The organism is Streptomyces sp. NPDC006510, assembly GCF_040611955.1.
Taxonomy (GTDB): domain Bacteria; phylum Actinomycetota; class Actinomycetes; order Streptomycetales; family Streptomycetaceae; genus Streptomyces.
The window spans coordinates 1-15,155 of the sequence record NZ_JBEXPH010000069.1 but is presented as its reverse complement, the minus strand read 5'-3'; the positions used below and the strand labels follow the sequence as shown (position 1 = coordinate 15,155).

General features: G+C 66.9%; 17 protein-coding genes and 4 pseudogenes. 11 read left to right on the top strand and 10 right to left on the bottom strand.

Annotation, left to right across the window (positions count from 1 at the left end):
• Positions 1 to 37 precede the first annotated feature (37 nt).
• The 6 genes from ABZY11_RS21465 to ABZY11_RS21440 all read left to right on the top strand — a co-directional run bounded on the left by ABZY11_RS21465 (position 38) and on the right by ABZY11_RS21440 (position 4,902).
• Positions 38 to 1,354, top strand: a complete 1,317-nt coding sequence (locus ABZY11_RS21465; RefSeq protein ID WP_356480658.1) for a histidine kinase — start codon at positions 38 to 40, stop codon at positions 1,352 to 1,354.
• A gap of 52 nt (positions 1,355 to 1,406) precedes the next feature.
• Positions 1,407 to 2,504, top strand: coding sequence for a response regulator transcription factor (locus ABZY11_RS21460; RefSeq protein ID WP_356480657.1), 1,098 nt, complete (start codon positions 1,407 to 1,409; stop codon positions 2,502 to 2,504).
• 254 nt (positions 2,505 to 2,758) lie between these two features.
• Positions 2,759 to 2,989 (top strand): hypothetical protein, encoded by a 231-nt coding sequence (locus tag ABZY11_RS21455; RefSeq protein WP_356480656.1) that lies wholly within the window; start codon positions 2,759 to 2,761, stop codon positions 2,987 to 2,989.
• A complete protein-coding gene (locus ABZY11_RS21450; RefSeq protein WP_356480655.1) occupies positions 2,989 to 3,597 on the top strand; it encodes a pilus assembly protein TadG-related protein in 609 nt (202 codons plus the stop codon). The genes ABZY11_RS21455 and ABZY11_RS21450 overlap by 1 nt, the downstream gene beginning before the upstream one ends.
• A 31-nt stretch (positions 3,598 to 3,628) precedes the next feature.
• Positions 3,629 to 4,243, top strand: a complete 615-nt coding sequence (locus tag ABZY11_RS21445) for a hypothetical protein (RefSeq protein WP_356480654.1) — start codon at positions 3,629 to 3,631, stop codon at positions 4,241 to 4,243.
• A 77-nt stretch (positions 4,244 to 4,320) separates the two neighbouring features.
• A complete protein-coding gene (locus tag ABZY11_RS21440; RefSeq protein ID WP_356480653.1) occupies positions 4,321 to 4,902 on the top strand; it encodes an OmpA family protein in 582 nt (193 codons plus the stop codon).
• A 64-nt stretch (positions 4,903 to 4,966) separates the two neighbouring features.
• Here the strand turns inward: ABZY11_RS21440 and ABZY11_RS21435 are convergent, their stop codons facing one another.
• Positions 4,967 to 5,158 (bottom strand): hypothetical protein, encoded by a 192-nt coding sequence (locus tag ABZY11_RS21435; RefSeq protein WP_356480652.1) that lies wholly within the window; start codon positions 5,156 to 5,158, stop codon positions 4,967 to 4,969.
• Between the two features lie 11 nt (positions 5,159 to 5,169).
• Positions 5,170 to 6,021, bottom strand: coding sequence for a helix-turn-helix transcriptional regulator (locus tag ABZY11_RS21430; protein ID WP_356480651.1), 852 nt, complete (start codon positions 6,019 to 6,021; stop codon positions 5,170 to 5,172).
• A gap of 318 nt (positions 6,022 to 6,339) precedes the next feature.
• On the opposite strand from ABZY11_RS21430, the gene ABZY11_RS21425 reads away from it, so the two are divergent.
• Positions 6,340 to 6,876 carry an ATP-binding protein gene (locus tag ABZY11_RS21425; RefSeq protein ID WP_356480650.1) on the top strand — a complete coding sequence of 179 codons (537 nt, stop codon included), beginning with the start codon at positions 6,340 to 6,342 and terminating at the stop codon, positions 6,874 to 6,876.
• A 477-nt stretch (positions 6,877 to 7,353) separates the two neighbouring features.
• Complete coding sequence (locus ABZY11_RS21420; protein WP_356480649.1) at positions 7,354 to 7,617, top strand: hypothetical protein; 264 nt, start codon at positions 7,354 to 7,356, stop codon at positions 7,615 to 7,617.
• A 201-nt stretch (positions 7,618 to 7,818) separates the two neighbouring features.
• Here ABZY11_RS21420 and ABZY11_RS21415 read toward each other — a convergent pair whose 3' ends face one another.
• The 8 genes and pseudogenes from ABZY11_RS21415 to ABZY11_RS21380 all read right to left on the bottom strand — a co-directional run bounded on the left by ABZY11_RS21415 (position 7,819) and on the right by ABZY11_RS21380 (position 12,783).
• Positions 7,819 to 8,229 (bottom strand): VOC family protein, encoded by a 411-nt coding sequence (locus tag ABZY11_RS21415; RefSeq protein ID WP_356480648.1) that lies wholly within the window; start codon positions 8,227 to 8,229, stop codon positions 7,819 to 7,821.
• 48 nt (positions 8,230 to 8,277) lie between these two features.
• On the bottom strand, positions 8,278 to 8,670 hold the full coding sequence (locus ABZY11_RS21410; protein WP_356480647.1) for an AraC family transcriptional regulator: 393 nt from the start codon (positions 8,668 to 8,670) through the stop codon (positions 8,278 to 8,280).
• A gap of 53 nt (positions 8,671 to 8,723) precedes the next feature.
• Positions 8,724 to 9,296 carry a dihydrofolate reductase family protein gene (locus ABZY11_RS21405; protein ID WP_356480646.1) on the bottom strand — a complete coding sequence of 191 codons (573 nt, stop codon included), beginning with the start codon at positions 9,294 to 9,296 and terminating at the stop codon, positions 8,724 to 8,726.
• A 221-nt stretch (positions 9,297 to 9,517) separates the two neighbouring features.
• A pseudogene (locus ABZY11_RS21400) lies at positions 9,518 to 10,366 on the bottom strand (IS66 family transposase); the annotation flags it as partial.
• 157 nt (positions 10,367 to 10,523) lie between these two features.
• Positions 10,524 to 10,643: pseudogene (locus tag ABZY11_RS21395) on the bottom strand (IS66 family transposase zinc-finger binding domain-containing protein); the annotation flags it as partial.
• Between the two features lie 88 nt (positions 10,644 to 10,731).
• Positions 10,732 to 10,920: pseudogene (locus ABZY11_RS21390) on the bottom strand (DUF6444 domain-containing protein); the annotation flags it as partial.
• Between the two features lie 86 nt (positions 10,921 to 11,006).
• Positions 11,007 to 11,471 (bottom strand): hypothetical protein, encoded by a 465-nt coding sequence (locus tag ABZY11_RS21385; RefSeq protein ID WP_356480645.1) that lies wholly within the window; start codon positions 11,469 to 11,471, stop codon positions 11,007 to 11,009.
• Positions 11,472 to 11,910: 439 nt separating this feature from the next.
• Positions 11,911 to 12,783 carry a helix-turn-helix domain-containing protein gene (locus tag ABZY11_RS21380; protein ID WP_356480681.1) on the bottom strand — a complete coding sequence of 291 codons (873 nt, stop codon included), beginning with the start codon at positions 12,781 to 12,783 and terminating at the stop codon, positions 11,911 to 11,913.
• A 324-nt stretch (positions 12,784 to 13,107) separates the two neighbouring features.
• Between ABZY11_RS21380 and ABZY11_RS21375 the strand changes: the two are divergent.
• The 3 genes and pseudogenes from ABZY11_RS21375 to ABZY11_RS21365 all read left to right on the top strand — a co-directional run bounded on the left by ABZY11_RS21375 (position 13,108) and on the right by ABZY11_RS21365 (position 15,064).
• A pseudogene (locus ABZY11_RS21375) lies at positions 13,108 to 13,994 on the top strand (helix-turn-helix transcriptional regulator).
• Complete coding sequence (locus ABZY11_RS21370; RefSeq protein ID WP_356480644.1) at positions 13,991 to 14,203, top strand: DUF397 domain-containing protein; 213 nt, start codon at positions 13,991 to 13,993, stop codon at positions 14,201 to 14,203. The pseudogene ABZY11_RS21375 and the gene ABZY11_RS21370 overlap by 4 nt, the downstream one beginning before the upstream one ends.
• 228 nt (positions 14,204 to 14,431) lie before the next feature.
• Positions 14,432 to 15,064: a hypothetical protein gene (locus ABZY11_RS21365; RefSeq protein WP_356480643.1), complete on the top strand. Its 633-nt coding sequence runs from the start codon at positions 14,432 to 14,434 to the stop codon at positions 15,062 to 15,064.
• Positions 15,065 to 15,155: the final 91 nt, after the last annotated feature.

Sequence of the window (15,155 nt, the reverse complement as noted above, 5' to 3'; positions counted from 1 at the left end):
GGACGGTGGGCAGACCGGCGGAGGGAGGTGACACGCCATGTCGTTCCAGCTCGGCAGCATCCAGAACGGACTGAACGCCGAGGTGCGCCAGGCGATCGCCGATCCCGGATCACGCCCGGCATTCGCGATCCAGCTCAACGCGCTCCAGGCGATGTGCCGCCAGGTCTTCGGCTTTCGGCTCGCCATGATCGCCGTGGCCACGCCGTTCGCGATCGACCACGCCGCCTCGGGCCTGGCCACGTGGCTGATCGGTTCCGCCATTCTCAGCACCTTCATGGGCAGTTATGTTCTGTTCCGTGACTGGGAACGTTTCGGCCCCGTCCTGCTCCGCCATCCCTGGCTGCTCGGCATAGACGCCTTCTTCGGCGCTCTGCTGCTGATCACCGCCTCGCCGGAATCCACTCTCGCCTACGTCACTGTCTGCACCCCACTGCTGGCCGGGCTGGTCTACGGCTGGCGGGGTGCCGCGGTCTTCGCGGCGCTCCAGACCGCGATCGTCCTCGGTGTTTACGGGGCCGACCCGAAGTTGGAACCGTCCAATGCGACGGCGTTCCTCCTTCCGGGCTTCTGCGTGATTGCCGGGGCGGTCGGAGTCACTCTGCGCAACCTACTTCTCCGCTTCGGCACCGCCAGCCAGGCTCTCACCGAGACGAAGGCGCGGCTCGCCGTCAGCGAGGCGGTGGAGGGCGAACGTGCTCGCCTCGCCCGGGAAATGCACGACTCGGTGGCCAAGACCCTGCACGGTCTGGCACTGGCAGCCGACGGCCTGGCGGTCTCCTCCGACCGGATGGACCCGCTCACCGTCAAGCACCAGGCCGAACTGGTCGCCCGTGCCGCCCGCCGCGCCGCTGCCGAGTCCCGAGAACTGCTCTCCGACCTGCGCCGCGAATCCGGACTCGACGGCGGCGTGGACGTCGTACGTGAACTCCGGGCCCGGACGGAGGACTTCACCCGACGTCACGGACTCACCGCGACGTTCCGGCTTCTCAACGACACACCGATACCGCACGTCCCCCAGGTCGTCGCCCGCCAACTGCTCACCATCGCCTCCGAGGCGATGGAGAACGCCCACCGTCACGCACAACCCACCTACCTCGTCGTACTCGCAGGTGTGAAGGGCGACGTCCTGCGCGTCAGCGTGTACGACGACGGGCGTGGCCTGCCCCCGGGCACGACGCTCGACGACCTCCGACACGCCGGGCACTTCGGCCTGGTCGGAATGGTCGAGCGCGCCGCGTCCATCGGCGCCCGCATCCGTATCGGAAAGGGGCAGGCAGCCAAGGGAACCGAGGTACGCCTGGAACTCCCGATCGCCGCTCTGCTCGCCGTTTCCGGTGCGGAGCAGCCCGACTGAACCGCTCACACTCCGCCCTCACCCCCCATAGACCCTTGAGAGGAGGTCGCAGATGCCGGACGACGTCTCCCGCGCGTCGGGCCAGAACTGGGCCGCACAGAACCACGCGTCCCAGCACACGTCCTCGCACGTCACCCCGCTCAACTCGGAGCCCAGTTCCAACGCGTTCCCCGTTCCCCAGCAGTCCGCGGCATCCGAGCCCATGCCTCCCTTCCCTCCGGCCGCGCCCATGGCCACCCCCGGCGCCCTGCGGGTCGTCGTCGCCGACGACAACCCCGTGGTCCGGGCCGGCCTCGGCGTTCTGCTCTCCGGCCGTGACGACATCGACGTCGTCGCGGAGGCCGCGGACGGCCGCCAGGCCTACGACATGGCCGTCCAGCACCGCCCGGATGTCGTCCTGCTCGATGTTCGGATGCCCGGTGTCGACGGCATCTCCGCGCTGCCGCACCTCGTGCAGGTCGCACCCGTGATGATGTTGACCTACAGCCGTGAGAACGAGATCGTCCACGAGGCGCTGCGTCTGGGCGCGAGTGGCTATCTGGTACACGGCGAATTCACGGCCGACCAGCTGGTGCAGGCAGTACGCGACACGAGGGACGGCCGCGCACATTTCACCGCCACCGCGGCCAACGCCCTACTCGCCCACATGCGCCAGGGCCCGGGACCGCAGTCGCGATCGCTTCCGGAGGGGCTCGGAACGGCACTGACCACAGGTGTTCCCTACCAGGGGCCCGGGTACGACGGCCACGCCCCGAGTTCCGTTCAGCAACACGGTGCGCCTGCACACGCGCCCAAGCCGGAACCGTTTCCACCTGCGCCGCGACCCGTCCGTACACCGCAGGGTCTTTCGCAGATGCAACCAGTTGTGGCACAGTCTTCCATGACCGGGGAACCGGGCGCGGCACTCAACAGGCAGCAGTACGGGCTGAGTTCACGGGAGGTGGAGGTCATGGAGCTGATCGCGTCCGGCATGAGCAATCAGCAGATCGCCGCCACCTGCTTCATCAGCGAGAAGACGGTCAAGAACCACATCAACCGCATCTTCACCAAGCTGCACAGCGCGAGCCGCAGCGAGGCCATCGCCCGCTGGCTCGGCACGGCTCCCTCAGCGGGGCGAGGAGCGCGCGAGGCCGGTGGTCACCGTGGCTGAGCAGCAGGCCGGGAGCGGGGCCGTGACGGGATGTGCGGGGCGTGGGGCCCGGCTGCACGTATCGGTGACGAAGACCCAACGGACGCTTTGGGCCCGGGAATGGGCCCTGGGACCCTCCGGCGAGCGGGGCGCGTCGCCGTATGTTTCTCATGTCGCCAGCGGCACCGGCCAGGAGGAAGCCGGTACCGCAGGCGACACCCAGGAAACGTGCGAGTCGGCCGGCTATCGGTCGGCCGAACCCGGAGGGGAACACCATGTCGGACATCACCCTGAAGACCGCCGTTCGCATCAACGGCTGGGCCAACACCGCCGTGACCCGCATCCAGAAGCGCTACGCGAACATGGACCGTGGCCAGACGGCGTTCGAGTACCTGGGCATCATCCTGGTGGTCGTGGCGATCATCGGTGCGATCGCGGCCTCGGGCATCGGCGGATCGATCTCGAGCAAGATCTCCAAGCTGGTGGACCAGATCAAGGCCGGCTAATGATCGCGAAACTTCGCGGCGAGGCAGGGCAGGCTTTCCCCATCTACGTTGTGATGGTGGCGGGCCTGCTCTTTCTCGCGTTTGCCTTCTTTACCGTCGGCAAGGCCGCGGCCCTGCGCAACGGGGCCCAGGGAGCAGCGGACGCTGCCGCACTGGCTGCCGCCCAGCAGTCCCGCGAGCAGTTCGAGGCCCCGTTCCTCGCTTCACTTCCCGAGAGCATGTTGGACATGTTCCTGCAGGGGCACCCGGTTCTGGGATGCCCTGCGGCTCATGCGCTTGCCGCGGAGAACGAGGCGAAGGTCAACTACTGCCGTCCGTCGCCCGGCGGCGAGCGGGACGAGATCGAGGTTGAGGTCAAGACCCTCAAGCCCGTGGGTGCGTCTGTGGTTCCTGGCATGAAGCGGAAGTTTGCCAAGGGACACGCCACCGCTGTCATCGAGTGGCGCTGTCCCAGGTGGAGGTCCGTCGACTACAACGACGACACCATCCAGGACATGTACTTCTTCTCGTGCAGGGGAGGAGAGATGCTCGCAATCAGTCCGAGCAGCCCCCCGCCCTGGAAACAGGTGAGCAAGATTCTCTTTGACGTGCACCTGGTCGACAGTTGACAGTGAACGACGAGTAAAGGAATCAGAAGCGATGAGCATTCGGCGCTCCATCAAGTCCCGAAGGGTAGTGGCAGCCGTCTCGATGACGGCGGCACTGGCCCTGGCCGTCACCGGCTGCGGTGCCGAGGACGGCGGAGGGACAAAGGACACCGGCTCGCCGTCCTCCCCTGCGTCTCCCGAGCCCTCCGACGAGGACAAGGGAAAGAAGCAGGAGGACACCGCGGCCGGGGAGAACGTGGACCCGAATGTGAAGCTTGCCGAGGCCAAGGGCGAAAAGAACATGCTGTTGGTCGTGAACCAGGTGAAGAGGGACTCCGGCGGGTTCGTGACGGTTCAGGGCGAGCTGAAGAATCAGGGCGACGTCGCTGTCAACCCGTCCGTATGGGCCGGAAACGAAAACGCGATCGTCACCAACAACCTCAACTCCGTCGGTGGCGCGACGCTCGTGGACAAGGTGGGCAAGAAGCGCTACTACATCCTCCGGGACACTGATGGGCGCTGCCTCTGCACGACCGGGATGTCTGCGGTCCAGCCCGGAAAGTCGGTCCCGGTCTTCATGCAGTTCCCGGCACCGCCCAGCACCACAACCGAAGTCGACTTCAACCTGCCGACGTTTGCCACCACGTCGCTGAAGATCTCTGGGTGACGGACGCCATGACACACATCCGCACGAGGCGTCGGCCGATCCAGCTCGCAGGCATGGCCATCGCGACGGTTGCGCTTATGGCCGGCACATCCGTCATCGGTGCCTCGACCGCCCTGGCGGACGACGGACCGAGCGTTCCGCCTGGAACCGAGGCGTCCTCGAAGCCTCCGGTCGAGGTGGACGGTCAGGACCCCGACCTCAAAATGGTCGACGGTGCCACGCTCGCCCCCGCCAGGGTTCTCGACATCATCCAGGTCGTCGAGGACATGGGCGGCGAGGAGCGTCGCGAGGACAGCAACGCGAACGTCAAGTTCGCGCTCCAGGCCGAAGTCCTCTTCGGCAAGGACAGCGCCAAGCTCAGCCCCGCGGCCAACTCCCGCATCGCGGCCATCGCGGCCGAGGTCAAGAAGCAGAACGCCACCAAGGTGCGCGTCTTCGGCTTCACCGACAACCTCGGCTCGTCGGCCCACGGTGACGTGCTGTCCAAGCAGCGCGCCAACGCCGTGCACGCGGTGCTGGCCAAGGACCTGGGGTCGGGCATCAGCTTCGAGATCCGTGGCTACGGCGAGCAGTACCCGATCGCCGACAACAGCACGGAAGAAGGCCGGAAGAAGAACCGACGCGTGGAGGTCTCCTTCCCGCGCGGTACGTCTTCCTGAGGACCCGCGCCACAGCAAGGGCCCGGCACTGCGAGCGCATCGCGGTGCCGGGCCCTTTGCGCGTTTACAGCAGGTGGTCGGCCTTGCCGGCCTTGATGTCGCGGATCAGCTGCTGAAGTGCTTCGCGGCTGTCAGTGAGGAAGTGTTCCTCTGCACCGCTGACAGCGATGTAGCTGCTGCCTTGTTCATCGGTTCCTATCCGATAGCAGGAGTTCCCTTCGCCGCAGAACGCGTCTTCCCATTTGACGTCCGGCATCTGTCATCTCCTCAGAGTTGGCGTGCGATGGTGTGGATGAAGTCCCGCGACTTGTCCGGCGGTAGTGCGATCTCTTCCATCCAGTCCAGGTGAGCCCGGTATTTGCTCAGCTGGGCTTCCGAGTGGACGAACAAAGGTCCGTGGGAGTTGTCGATCTGCACGGTGTCGAGCTGAGGCACCGGCCCCTCCGCGTAGAGAACGGTCTGCCCGGCACCGGGGAAGGCTCCTGCTTCGAAGGGGATGACCAGCAGCGCGATGTTCGTCTGCTCGGACTTCTTCAGCAGGTGATCGAGTTGAGCGCGTGCCACAGTGCGGCCGCCGAACTGCATGCGGAGTGCTGCCTCGTGCACGATTCCTGTGTACGGCGTCGGTGTGCCCCCGTCCAGAACCTCTTGGCGCTCCACGCGATGCGCCAGTCGCAGCGCGATCTCCCGCTCCGGTAGCTGGGGGATAACCACTCGGAAGAGAGCCAGAGCGTGGTCCGAGGTCTGGAGCAGGCCGGGAATATGCATGGAGTACGCAGCGCGCATGCGTGCTGCGTGAATCTCCAACTCGGCGATGTCTAGCAGACCTTGGGGCAGTAGTCCCCTGTATCTCTCCCACCATCCGCGTCCGCTGTGCTGGGCCATGTCGACCAGCGCGTCAACGTATTTCTCGTCGGTGCAGGAGCAGTTGCACGCCAGCGTGCGCAGGCGGTCCGAGCTGATGGGTCGTGTGCCGGCCTCGATGTTCGAGATCTTGCCCCGGTCCACGCCGAGCAGTCCGGCCGCGAACTCGGCGGAGACATCGGCCGATGTGCGCATCCTCCGCAGCTCGGCGCCGAGCCGCTTCTGACGTTCGGTAGGAGACGTCCTTGCTGCCATGCCGTTCCTTTCCGCATGCGGTCACCGGCAGTCTGCCGCGTGCGCGCCCCTGGCTGCCACGAAAGGGTTCATTCTCCAGACGCGAGGGGTAATTTTACCCCCACAGCGCTACGTTAGGTGCTGCACCGCTCACGCAATGCCGACGAGCCGGAAGTGCATCACGCGGTCCTGCCCGCAACCTCCTGCCCTGGGAGGGGCGGTCCCGCGTCAGGGAGACAGGCCACTGCTCGTCCGGAGCACAACAACGTGAGCCACCCGTGCGCGCCCACGCGAAAGAGAGACGCCGCCAACTCGCCACCCGTATCAGGGGAGTCAGTCATGCCTTCATCTCCACGCGCCGCACTCTGTCCGGCCGCCGCCGAGGCGCGTATGCCGGTCCCGTACCCATACCCCACCCCGCAAACGAACCCGCAGTCGTACCCCCGGCCCTACCTGCGCCCCAAGGGGCACTCGGGGCGCGGGCTCGCCCTCAGTTTCACGCTTCCCGGTGACATCCGCAGCGCGTTCATCGCCCGTACGGTGGTCGTCGCCGCGCTGGAGGCGCACGGGCTCGCTCCGTACGTCTGGCCGGCCACGCATGCTGTGGACGAGCTGGTCGCGGTCACCGCCAGAATGAGCCCGGGGAAGGAGCTCTATGTATCCCTGCGCCAGCGGGACGACGCGGTCCGTCTCCTCGTCTGGGACCAGCACCCGCATCACGCCGAACCCGACCTGGCCACGCTCTGCGAAACGCGGCGTCGGCGGGCGCTCTGGCTGCTCGCGGCTGTTGTGGACGACTGGGGTGGGGAGTGGGGCGTCAGCGAGGCATCTTCGCCGCACGCAGGCATCAAGTCCTGGGTGGTGCTGCCGCGCTGACGGCTACGGGGCGGTCGGGGGAGCGGGCGGGAGGCCGCCCGTCGGGCCAGCGGCAGGGGCTCACCGGTGTCGCCCTCGCCGACCGTGTGCGGCTGCGGAGCTTCTGCGTGACTGGCTCCGCCGTCGGAGCACCCGGGCGAAGGCGAGCAGCCTCTGACCGGGGGGGGGGGGGTCCAGCTGCCGCCCTCGCTACGGCAGGTGGAGCACCGCCGATCTATTTGCTGCAAAGCAGTGAAGGGATTTCAGGGTGGGCAAAATTTGGCCAATGATTTAGACATCCTCCCTTGTTTGCTGGTCAGTAGGTGCCGGCGGCGCGATAAGTGTCGGACATGCCAGGCTGCGAGCAAGGCCGCGCCCGCTTACGTGATCGACGAGGTTGTCTCGTACTTGATCAGCAACTTCTAGTAAAGCCGCAGGGAGGCCGTGTCCCCTTCCAGAAGGGAGGGGGCACGATCTCATCGATCCAGGAGGATTTCGTTGTCGGAACGCCAGGAAGTGATCGAGCGCAACCTGTGGGCCATGCCAGCGCTTTTTGTGTTCGTGGCGTGGGTGCTGTTCAAGGTGGATTCCGGTCCATCGATGCAGAAGATCGCCTGGCTCGTATATGCGGCTGGCTGGATTCCGGTTCTGGGGATGCTCGGCCGGGCCATCGCGCAGCGCAGAAATCCTGGGATCGGTGCGGTCTTCGGCTGCGGAATTCTCTTGATCACGGGTGTCGTGTTCTGGGCAAACCATGGCTGATGCCTTGGTCTTGGCGAAAATGCTTTCTGCTGCGCGGACGGGCCGGGAACCGCTTGTGCAGCCATCCCGAGCGCCGGGTCGGAGCGCATCTGCGGATGGTCGCGGCAGGTGTGGGTGCGCCGGACAGCCATGCTCTGCGAGACGCGCGAGCGGGGCCGGTGCGAACTCGCTCCGGCCCCCGCTGTGCGATCGGGAGTGTGCTCAGGTCTTCGGCTGGGTGAAGCGGATGCGGTTGCCGAAGGGGTCGCGCAGGCCGCAGTCGGTTCCGTACGGGCGGTCGGTGGGTTCCTCGGTGAACTCGACGCCCCGGGCCAGCAGCGTCTCGTACGTCTTGCGGCAGTCGTCCGTGGTGAGGATGAGCCAGCCGCCCATCGCGCCCTTGGTCACCAACTCCCGTACCTGCTGCGCTGTTTCCTCGGACATGGCCGGGGCGCCCGGCTTCTCCAGCATGATCTCGCGCTCGGGGTGGCCGGGGACGCTGACGGTCAGCCAGCGCATGAAGCCCATGTCCACATCGGCGTTGACCTCCAGGCCGAGCTTGCCGACGTAGAAATCGAGGGCCTCGTCCTGGTCGAGGACGTATATCTGTGAGTGCGTGATGGCGTTGAACATGTGCATCACGCTACGGGGCATGCTCGAAAAGAACTTATCCAAAACTGCTCAGCTGCTCGGGCGCATCCACGTCATGGTGAAACACGTCGGGACGCCCGTGGCCGTCGCTTCCTTGCGGTACGCCCTGGGCGAGCGGCCGACGATGTCGTGGAACGTACGGCTGAACGTCCCCGGGCTGCCGAAGCCGACCTCGTAGCAGATGTCGGTCACGCTGCGGTCGGTCTCCCGCAGCAGGAACATCGCACGCTCGACGCGGCGGCGCTGCAGGTAGCGGTGGGGTGTCTCGCCGAACGTGGCCCGGAACGTACGGGTGAAGTGGGCCTGCGACACGTGCGCGATCCGGGCCAGGGCCGGGACGTCCAGCGGCTGCGCATAGGCGCGGTCCATCGCGTCCCGCGCCCGGAGCATCCGGCGGTTGGTCTCCTCCACGGCGCGGTTCACGGAGCCATGACACCACACAGCATCCGTATCCAACGGTCGGAGTCCTCCAGGCTTCAGCGGACGACGTCGAGGACGTTCTTCTGCAGGCCGTTGGAGTACGCCTCGTGCTCGACGAGCTTCAGCTTCTGGGTGTCCTTGTCCGTGTCGCTGAACAGGCGCTTGCCCGCGCCGAGGAGCAGGGGGAAGACCAGGAGGTGGTAGCGGTCGATCAGGCCGGCGTCCGAGAGGCTGTGGTTGAGGGTGGCGCTGCCGTGGATGATGATCGGGCCGCCGTCGGTCTCCTTCAGGGCGGCGATCTCGTCGAGCGAGCGCAGGATCGTGGTCTCGCCCCAGTTCTGGACCAGGTCGTCCTCTGTGAGGGTGGTGGAGACGACGTACTTCGGCATCACCTTGTAATCGGCGAAGTCCGCCATGTCCGGCCAGACCGGGCTGAACGCCTGGTAGCTGACCCGGCCCATCATCATCGCGGTGGCTTCCTGCTGCTCGCGGCCCTTGATCTCGAAGGCCTCCGGGACGAACTCGATGTCCTTGAAGGTCCACCCCGCATTCCGGTAGCCGAACTCCCCGCCCGGGGCCTCCACCACTCCGTCGAGCGAGATGAAGGCGGTGCTGATCAGGGTGCGCATCTGAGGTCTCCCAATGTCATGTCGTGATTCGCAGAGAGTTCGGCCGGTGCCCGCTTCGGCCGGCTTCGCGCCTGCGGTGCACCAACTCATACTGAATGATTGACCGCGGACAGTGGAGAAACTCATCGGTCGTCGCCGAACGAGTCAGCCGCCGATGAAGTACAGCTCCTCCATGGTGCGGGTGCGGGACCAGATGTGGCGGACGCCGAAGACGTGACTGTTTAGGAGTTCCAGCTGGTTGCGGGCAGCATCCATGGCCGTCCGGCGAAGAGGTCGCGTAGGGCGGTCAGGGGGTTGATGCCGTGTTTGCGCACGGTGGAGATGTAGGAGCGGATACGGGCGAAGCGCCTCGCACCGGTCAGGGTCCGCCAGGATCCGGAGATCTTCTGTTGCACCTTGACCATTCTGAGGTCGCGCTCCGCAGCGTTGTTGTCGAACGGGACCGTGAAGTCGGTCATGTACCGCTGGTACTCATCAGTTCGGTCCCTGAGCCGCTCGGCCAGTGCTCTGGCCTTGGACCGTGGCCCCGTGCCGGAGTAGGGGTTGGCGGCGATGCCACACAACGCCGCCTGCCGGTAGTGGTCTTGGAAGGCGGTGAGGGTGTCCGGGGCAAGCGCGCTCTGTCCGGCAGCCAGGGCGTCGGCGACTGCGTCCTTCGCCTCGATGAGCACGTCGGTCACGGCCTTCGCCCATGTCTGGTCGCGGCGGGTGTCCTCGGTGACCGCGATGAGTTCGCGCAGGACGTGGGCACCGCACAGGGCCTTGGCGTTGCCGTAGACGATGTAGGAGGCCAGGGCGTCGGTGACCAGGGTGCCGGTGAAGGCGGGCAGGATGCCCAGGTCGTTCATCGCGTCCCGTCCGCGCTGGGCGTGGACGTCGTAGAAGGTGACCAGGTGGGTGCACATCACGTGCAGCCAGTGCAGCCGGCCCGCCACCCGTACCCCGCTCTCGTCGGCGTGCGCCACCGGGGCGGCGGCCAGATGGTCCTTGACCTGCTGCTCGAAGTCGGCAAGCCCCGCGTGGGCGCGGGCCAGCACGGACAGGACGGTGCCGGTGGAGACGGGCAGGGCGAAACAGGGTGCCCATCGCCTCGGCCGGGCGCTGGGCCGGCAGGTGCTGGTAGGCCGACAGGCAGCAGATCGCCGCCCGGACCCCCGGCCCGTACACGGTGGCCGCCGGTACCTCGCCGGGCGCCTCGGCGGTGGTGGTCCGCCCGCAGCCGCACACCGCCCGGTGCAGCCGGTGCTCGGTCACCCGCGGGGCGGTCTCGGGCAGGTCGAAGACCTGCCGGGCCCGATAGCCCGTACTCTTCGCGCTGGTCAGGCCCTCCCCGCACCCACCGCACACCTCGGGATGGTGATCGACTAACACGTCCGGGTCGGTGACCTGCTCCAGCCGTCCGCCCGAATCGCCCTTGGCCTGGCCCGGCTTGCGCCCCGTGTGCTGCCGCAGCGACTTCGGCGCGGGCTTCTTCCGCAGCCCCGTCACTGGACGGCGGCTTGGACGAGTTGTGCGAATCGGCGGCCACCTGCCGCTCCAACTCCGCGATGCGTTCCGCCTGCTCCGCGATCGTCGCAGCCTGCGCGGTCACCAGCAGCTTGAGCTCGACGACCAGCGTCGCCAACTCCTCCTACGAGGGCGGCGGCTGGACGGAGGACACGAGATCAATCTACCGGATATCGGTGACCCTCCGGACCGCATCACTACAGCTCACGAGCGGTCCCAAACAGTTACGCCTTCGTCCTTGTCCGGTGTGCCGCCATCGGTGTCTTCTGCCGCATCGGGTTCGGTCAACTGCGTACTGGGGGCGGGGCCTGACCCTGTGTCGGCCTTGTCCGAGGCGAGCAGCCACGTACCGTCGGCGGATCGGGTGAACGTCACCGTGTGCGGAAGAGAGAACTCTTCGTACTCGGGCGCCCCTTCGGCGACTTCTGCGGCCGTGAACGGCATGTAGAGCCGGGTGTCTTCGGTGAGTTGGATGGTGGCGGTGGTTCCCGCCAGCGACGAGTCCGTGACGGTGACGTCTACGACGGCCTTTGTGTAGCCGCCGTCCACCTGCTCGTACCGCTTTCCCTTTGCTGCGAGCTGGGCGAATTCATCCGAGGTGCGATTCGCCATGGCCGGGGTGGCTGAGATTCCCGAGATTCTTGCCGGGGGTGGAGTGGTGGTGACCATGCCTGCGCGCGCTTGCAGATATTCCCCTGCAAGCTGCGACAGCTCGTCAACCTCACTCGTGGATAGCCGGGTTTTCTGAGAACTGTCCTGGGGTGAGGGCGAGGCTGTTCCTAATGTTCCACTCGCAGCCGCGATGGTGATTGCGACGACTATCCATCTCTTGTGGGCGGTTCGCACAGAAGTCCCCCTGATCCGGACGTGACTGGTCAGCTTCCTTCATACCTGCCACCTGAGAGTCAGTGCCTGTAGTGGCCGCTCATCGTCTGATTGTGATCACGGAACGGCTCATTCCTTGAGGAGTCCGGGAGATGACCATCAGGATTTTCCGCTGTTGTGTGGCCGGACGGTTACCCAGGCCCTGTGCGGTGCGTTTGACGATGGCTGCGGCGATGTTCTCGGGGGCGGGTCCGGAAGTTGCGGGTGGAGCGGCTGGTGGTTGTCAGGCGGCTGTGTGGAGGTCTGTCCGGCAGTCGCGGCAGTGGCCGGGGTGGCGGGAGCGGAAGGCGCGGTCGCAGTCGTCGCAGTTCTGGAGCGGGATGACGATGACGCCGGGGCGTGCGAGTGCGATGTCCTGGGCTCCTGGCAGCGGTGGTGGCAGGAGTGTCGCGATGCGGTGGCGCAGGAGCTTGGCGGGGTGTTTCAGGGGGCGCGGGAGGTCGGTGGTGAGGGTGTGGCGGATGGTGTCGGGGTGGGCGTCGCGTTCGAGCCAGGTGGCGATGCCGGGGGTGAGGGTGTGGATGTCGTTCTCGGAGAGGACGAGTTGAGGTGCGTGGCGGCGTAGGTCGGCGAGGAGTGCGGTGGCCATGCGCCGGAGCTCCGGTGTGAGTTCCTGTGGTTGGGGGAGCGGCGGTGGCGGCGTCGTGCGCGCCGTGGGGGCCGGTACGAGGACGGGGGCGGGCTGCGGTGTGGGTGCCGGGCGCGGTTCGGGAGCGGTTACGCGTGACGGTGACGGTGGTGTGGGCTGCGGGGTCGGCTGGCTGGGGGCCGTCCGGGGCCGAGGTGCCGGGATGGGGTGGGTGACCGCGCCGGGCTGGTTGTACGAGACGGTGCGGGTGATGATGCGGCCGTCGGGGAGGCGTGCGCGGCTGCGGTGGAGGTAGCCGTGGGCTTCGAGTTCGTGCAGGGCGGCGGCGATGCGGGTTTCGCCCTCGGGGAAGTGTTCGGCGAGGTGCTTGATGCTGATCCTGGCTCCGGCGGGGAGCGACTGGATGTGGGCGGCGAGTCCGATCGCGGCGAGGGAGAGTCCGCGGTGCTGGGCGAGGTGGTTGCCGATGACGGTGAAGCCTGCGGCATGCCGGAAGTTGATGTGGATGACACCGGACGACGGCGTGGCGTCTCCGGGTACGGGGGACGTGGCTCACCGGGTCGTGGGTTTCCGCGACCCGGTGGAGCGGTCGCGGTACGAGGCTGGGTTCGGCCCAGATCTTTGCGCCCCGGCGGGTGGGGGAGAGCAGCACGGTGAACTGCCGGGTGGGAGCGGAATGTTCGGTTCGGGTGATGTGTTGGTTCACGCCGCTCAGCGTGGCCGGGGTGTGCGTACCGTGAACAGCAACGAGCCCCTTACGTACGGTGATTGTCCCGTGCTTGTCCAGTGCTGTCCCGGCTGTCCGGGGTGACGTGCCGGGGACACCGGGGGTTGGGCCAGGAACCGCATGCACATCGGAAGTGGGGCACGGATGACGGCGGGGCGGACGAGCCGGGCTGGGACGTCGACCCGGACGACGAGTCGGGGGCGGCCGTGGTCGCGGCGGTGGGCCGCCAGCTCAAGGCGTGGCGGGAGGCTGCGGGGCTGCGGGCCGGCGAGTTCGGGGCCGCGATCGGGTACGGGGAGGACCAGATCTACAAGGTGGAGGGCGGCCGTCGCATCCCCCGGCTGGAGCTCCTGGACAGGGCGGACGAAGTACTCGGGGCGCGCGGGAAGATCGCCGCGATGAAACAGGACGTGGCGGAGGTCCGGCACCCGAAGAAGATCCGGGATCTGACGAAGATGGAGAAGCGTGCTGTTGAGATGGGGCTGTACGGCAACCGCAACATCCACGGCCTGCTGCAGACATCGGAGTATGCGCGGGCACTGTTCGAGATGAGGCGGCCCTCGTACTCGCAGGATGAAGTGGAGCGAGTGTTGGCTGCGCGTATGGCCAGGCAAGCGGTCTTCGAGAGGTCACCCGCCCCTGCGCTCAGCTTCGTACAGGAAGAGGTGACGCTGCGCCGTCCCATCGGCGGCACGATGGTGCTGCGTCGACAGCTCGAACGACTTTGGAGGTCGGGCAGTTGAGGAATATCGAGATTCAGGTGATGCCGACCAATCGTGAGGATCACGCAGGAATGGGCGGCGGAGTCGAAGTATTGAAGTTCGAGGACGGCACCGCGGTGGGGCGGTCGGACGGCGCCTTCGCCGGACGGCCGGTCTCCGATCCGAAGCAGCTCAGGATCCTTGAGCTGCGCTAGGGGATGATCCGGGCCCAGGCTCTCGCGCTACGGGAGTCGCTGGCCTTCATCGAGCAACTGCTGGGAGAGACGTGATCCGCAAGACCTCTGCCGGGGCCGCTTCCGAGCTGAAGTGGTTCAAGAGCAGCTACAGCTACAGCAGCAGCGAAGGGGACTCTTGCGTCGAGGTGGCGACTGCGTCCTGTGCGGTGCGCGTCCGCGACTCGAAGAACTTGCCGGGGCCGCAGCTTGCCTTCGGCGAGGAAGCATGGGTGGGTTTCGTCTCGTACGCCGCTGGGCGCTGATCCCGTCCGTACTCGCGCCCCCGCTCGGCCGGTGCCCGGGCGGGGGCGCGCTGCTGTCAGAGGGCATTCTGAACCGGTATGACCGATTCCCGCAGTTGGCTTGTGCCAGGCACCGTCCTGGCGGTCACGTGGTCCTTCGGCAGCTTCTACAGTGTCCCGAGGTAAAGGCGGCGGGCGGGGACGGTAGATCAGAAGGGCTGACTCAAGAACGTGGTACGGATCGAGCGATTGGCGGACCTGAAGCCCGTTCACCGGCGTCAGGCGGCCGTCCTGGCCCTGTGGCGGTGGCGCGCGCCGATACTCGCGTTCGAATTGGATGCAGAGTGGGGCGTCGACCAGTCCGTGCTGGAGTCGCTGTTCCGACTGGCAGCATCACCCCCTGGTGAACAGTCGGAGCGCGCATACCGGCGAGCAATCGCCGAGCTGTGCACGGCCCCGCTCTTCACGTCTGAAGTCGACCCGGACACGGTCCAGCTCTTCCAGTTGGAGACCATCAGTAACCTGCTGACCTTCGGCGAACTGCTGGACATGCCTGGCGTGGACGAAGTCGAGCGAGTGGTCGAAGCCTCGGCCGGCCTGGCGAACTACCTCGACGGTCTCGTCGAGGGCTCCTTCTACTCTCACCCCGCGGAGGAAGCCCACCGCCAGTACCTCGCCGACCTGGCGGACCGGGCGAGCGAGGGCTATTTCGCGTCGCGCCACATCGCCGTCGAGACCGCCTGCCATGGTGCTCTCGGGGTTCTCCCCGATTCCGCAGGGCTGCTCGACTCGTCCACGGGTCGCGAGTTGCTCGCGCTCTGCGAGGGCTTCGGCGAAGAGCTCGCCACAACGATGCAGTGGCTCCGCATGACGGGTCACTAGTGCCGCATCAGGCAACCTTTGCCCTGTTGTGATGTGACGCGCCGTCCGGGTGCTGTGGTGGACGGCGCGTGGGCGTCATTCTGTCCGGGTG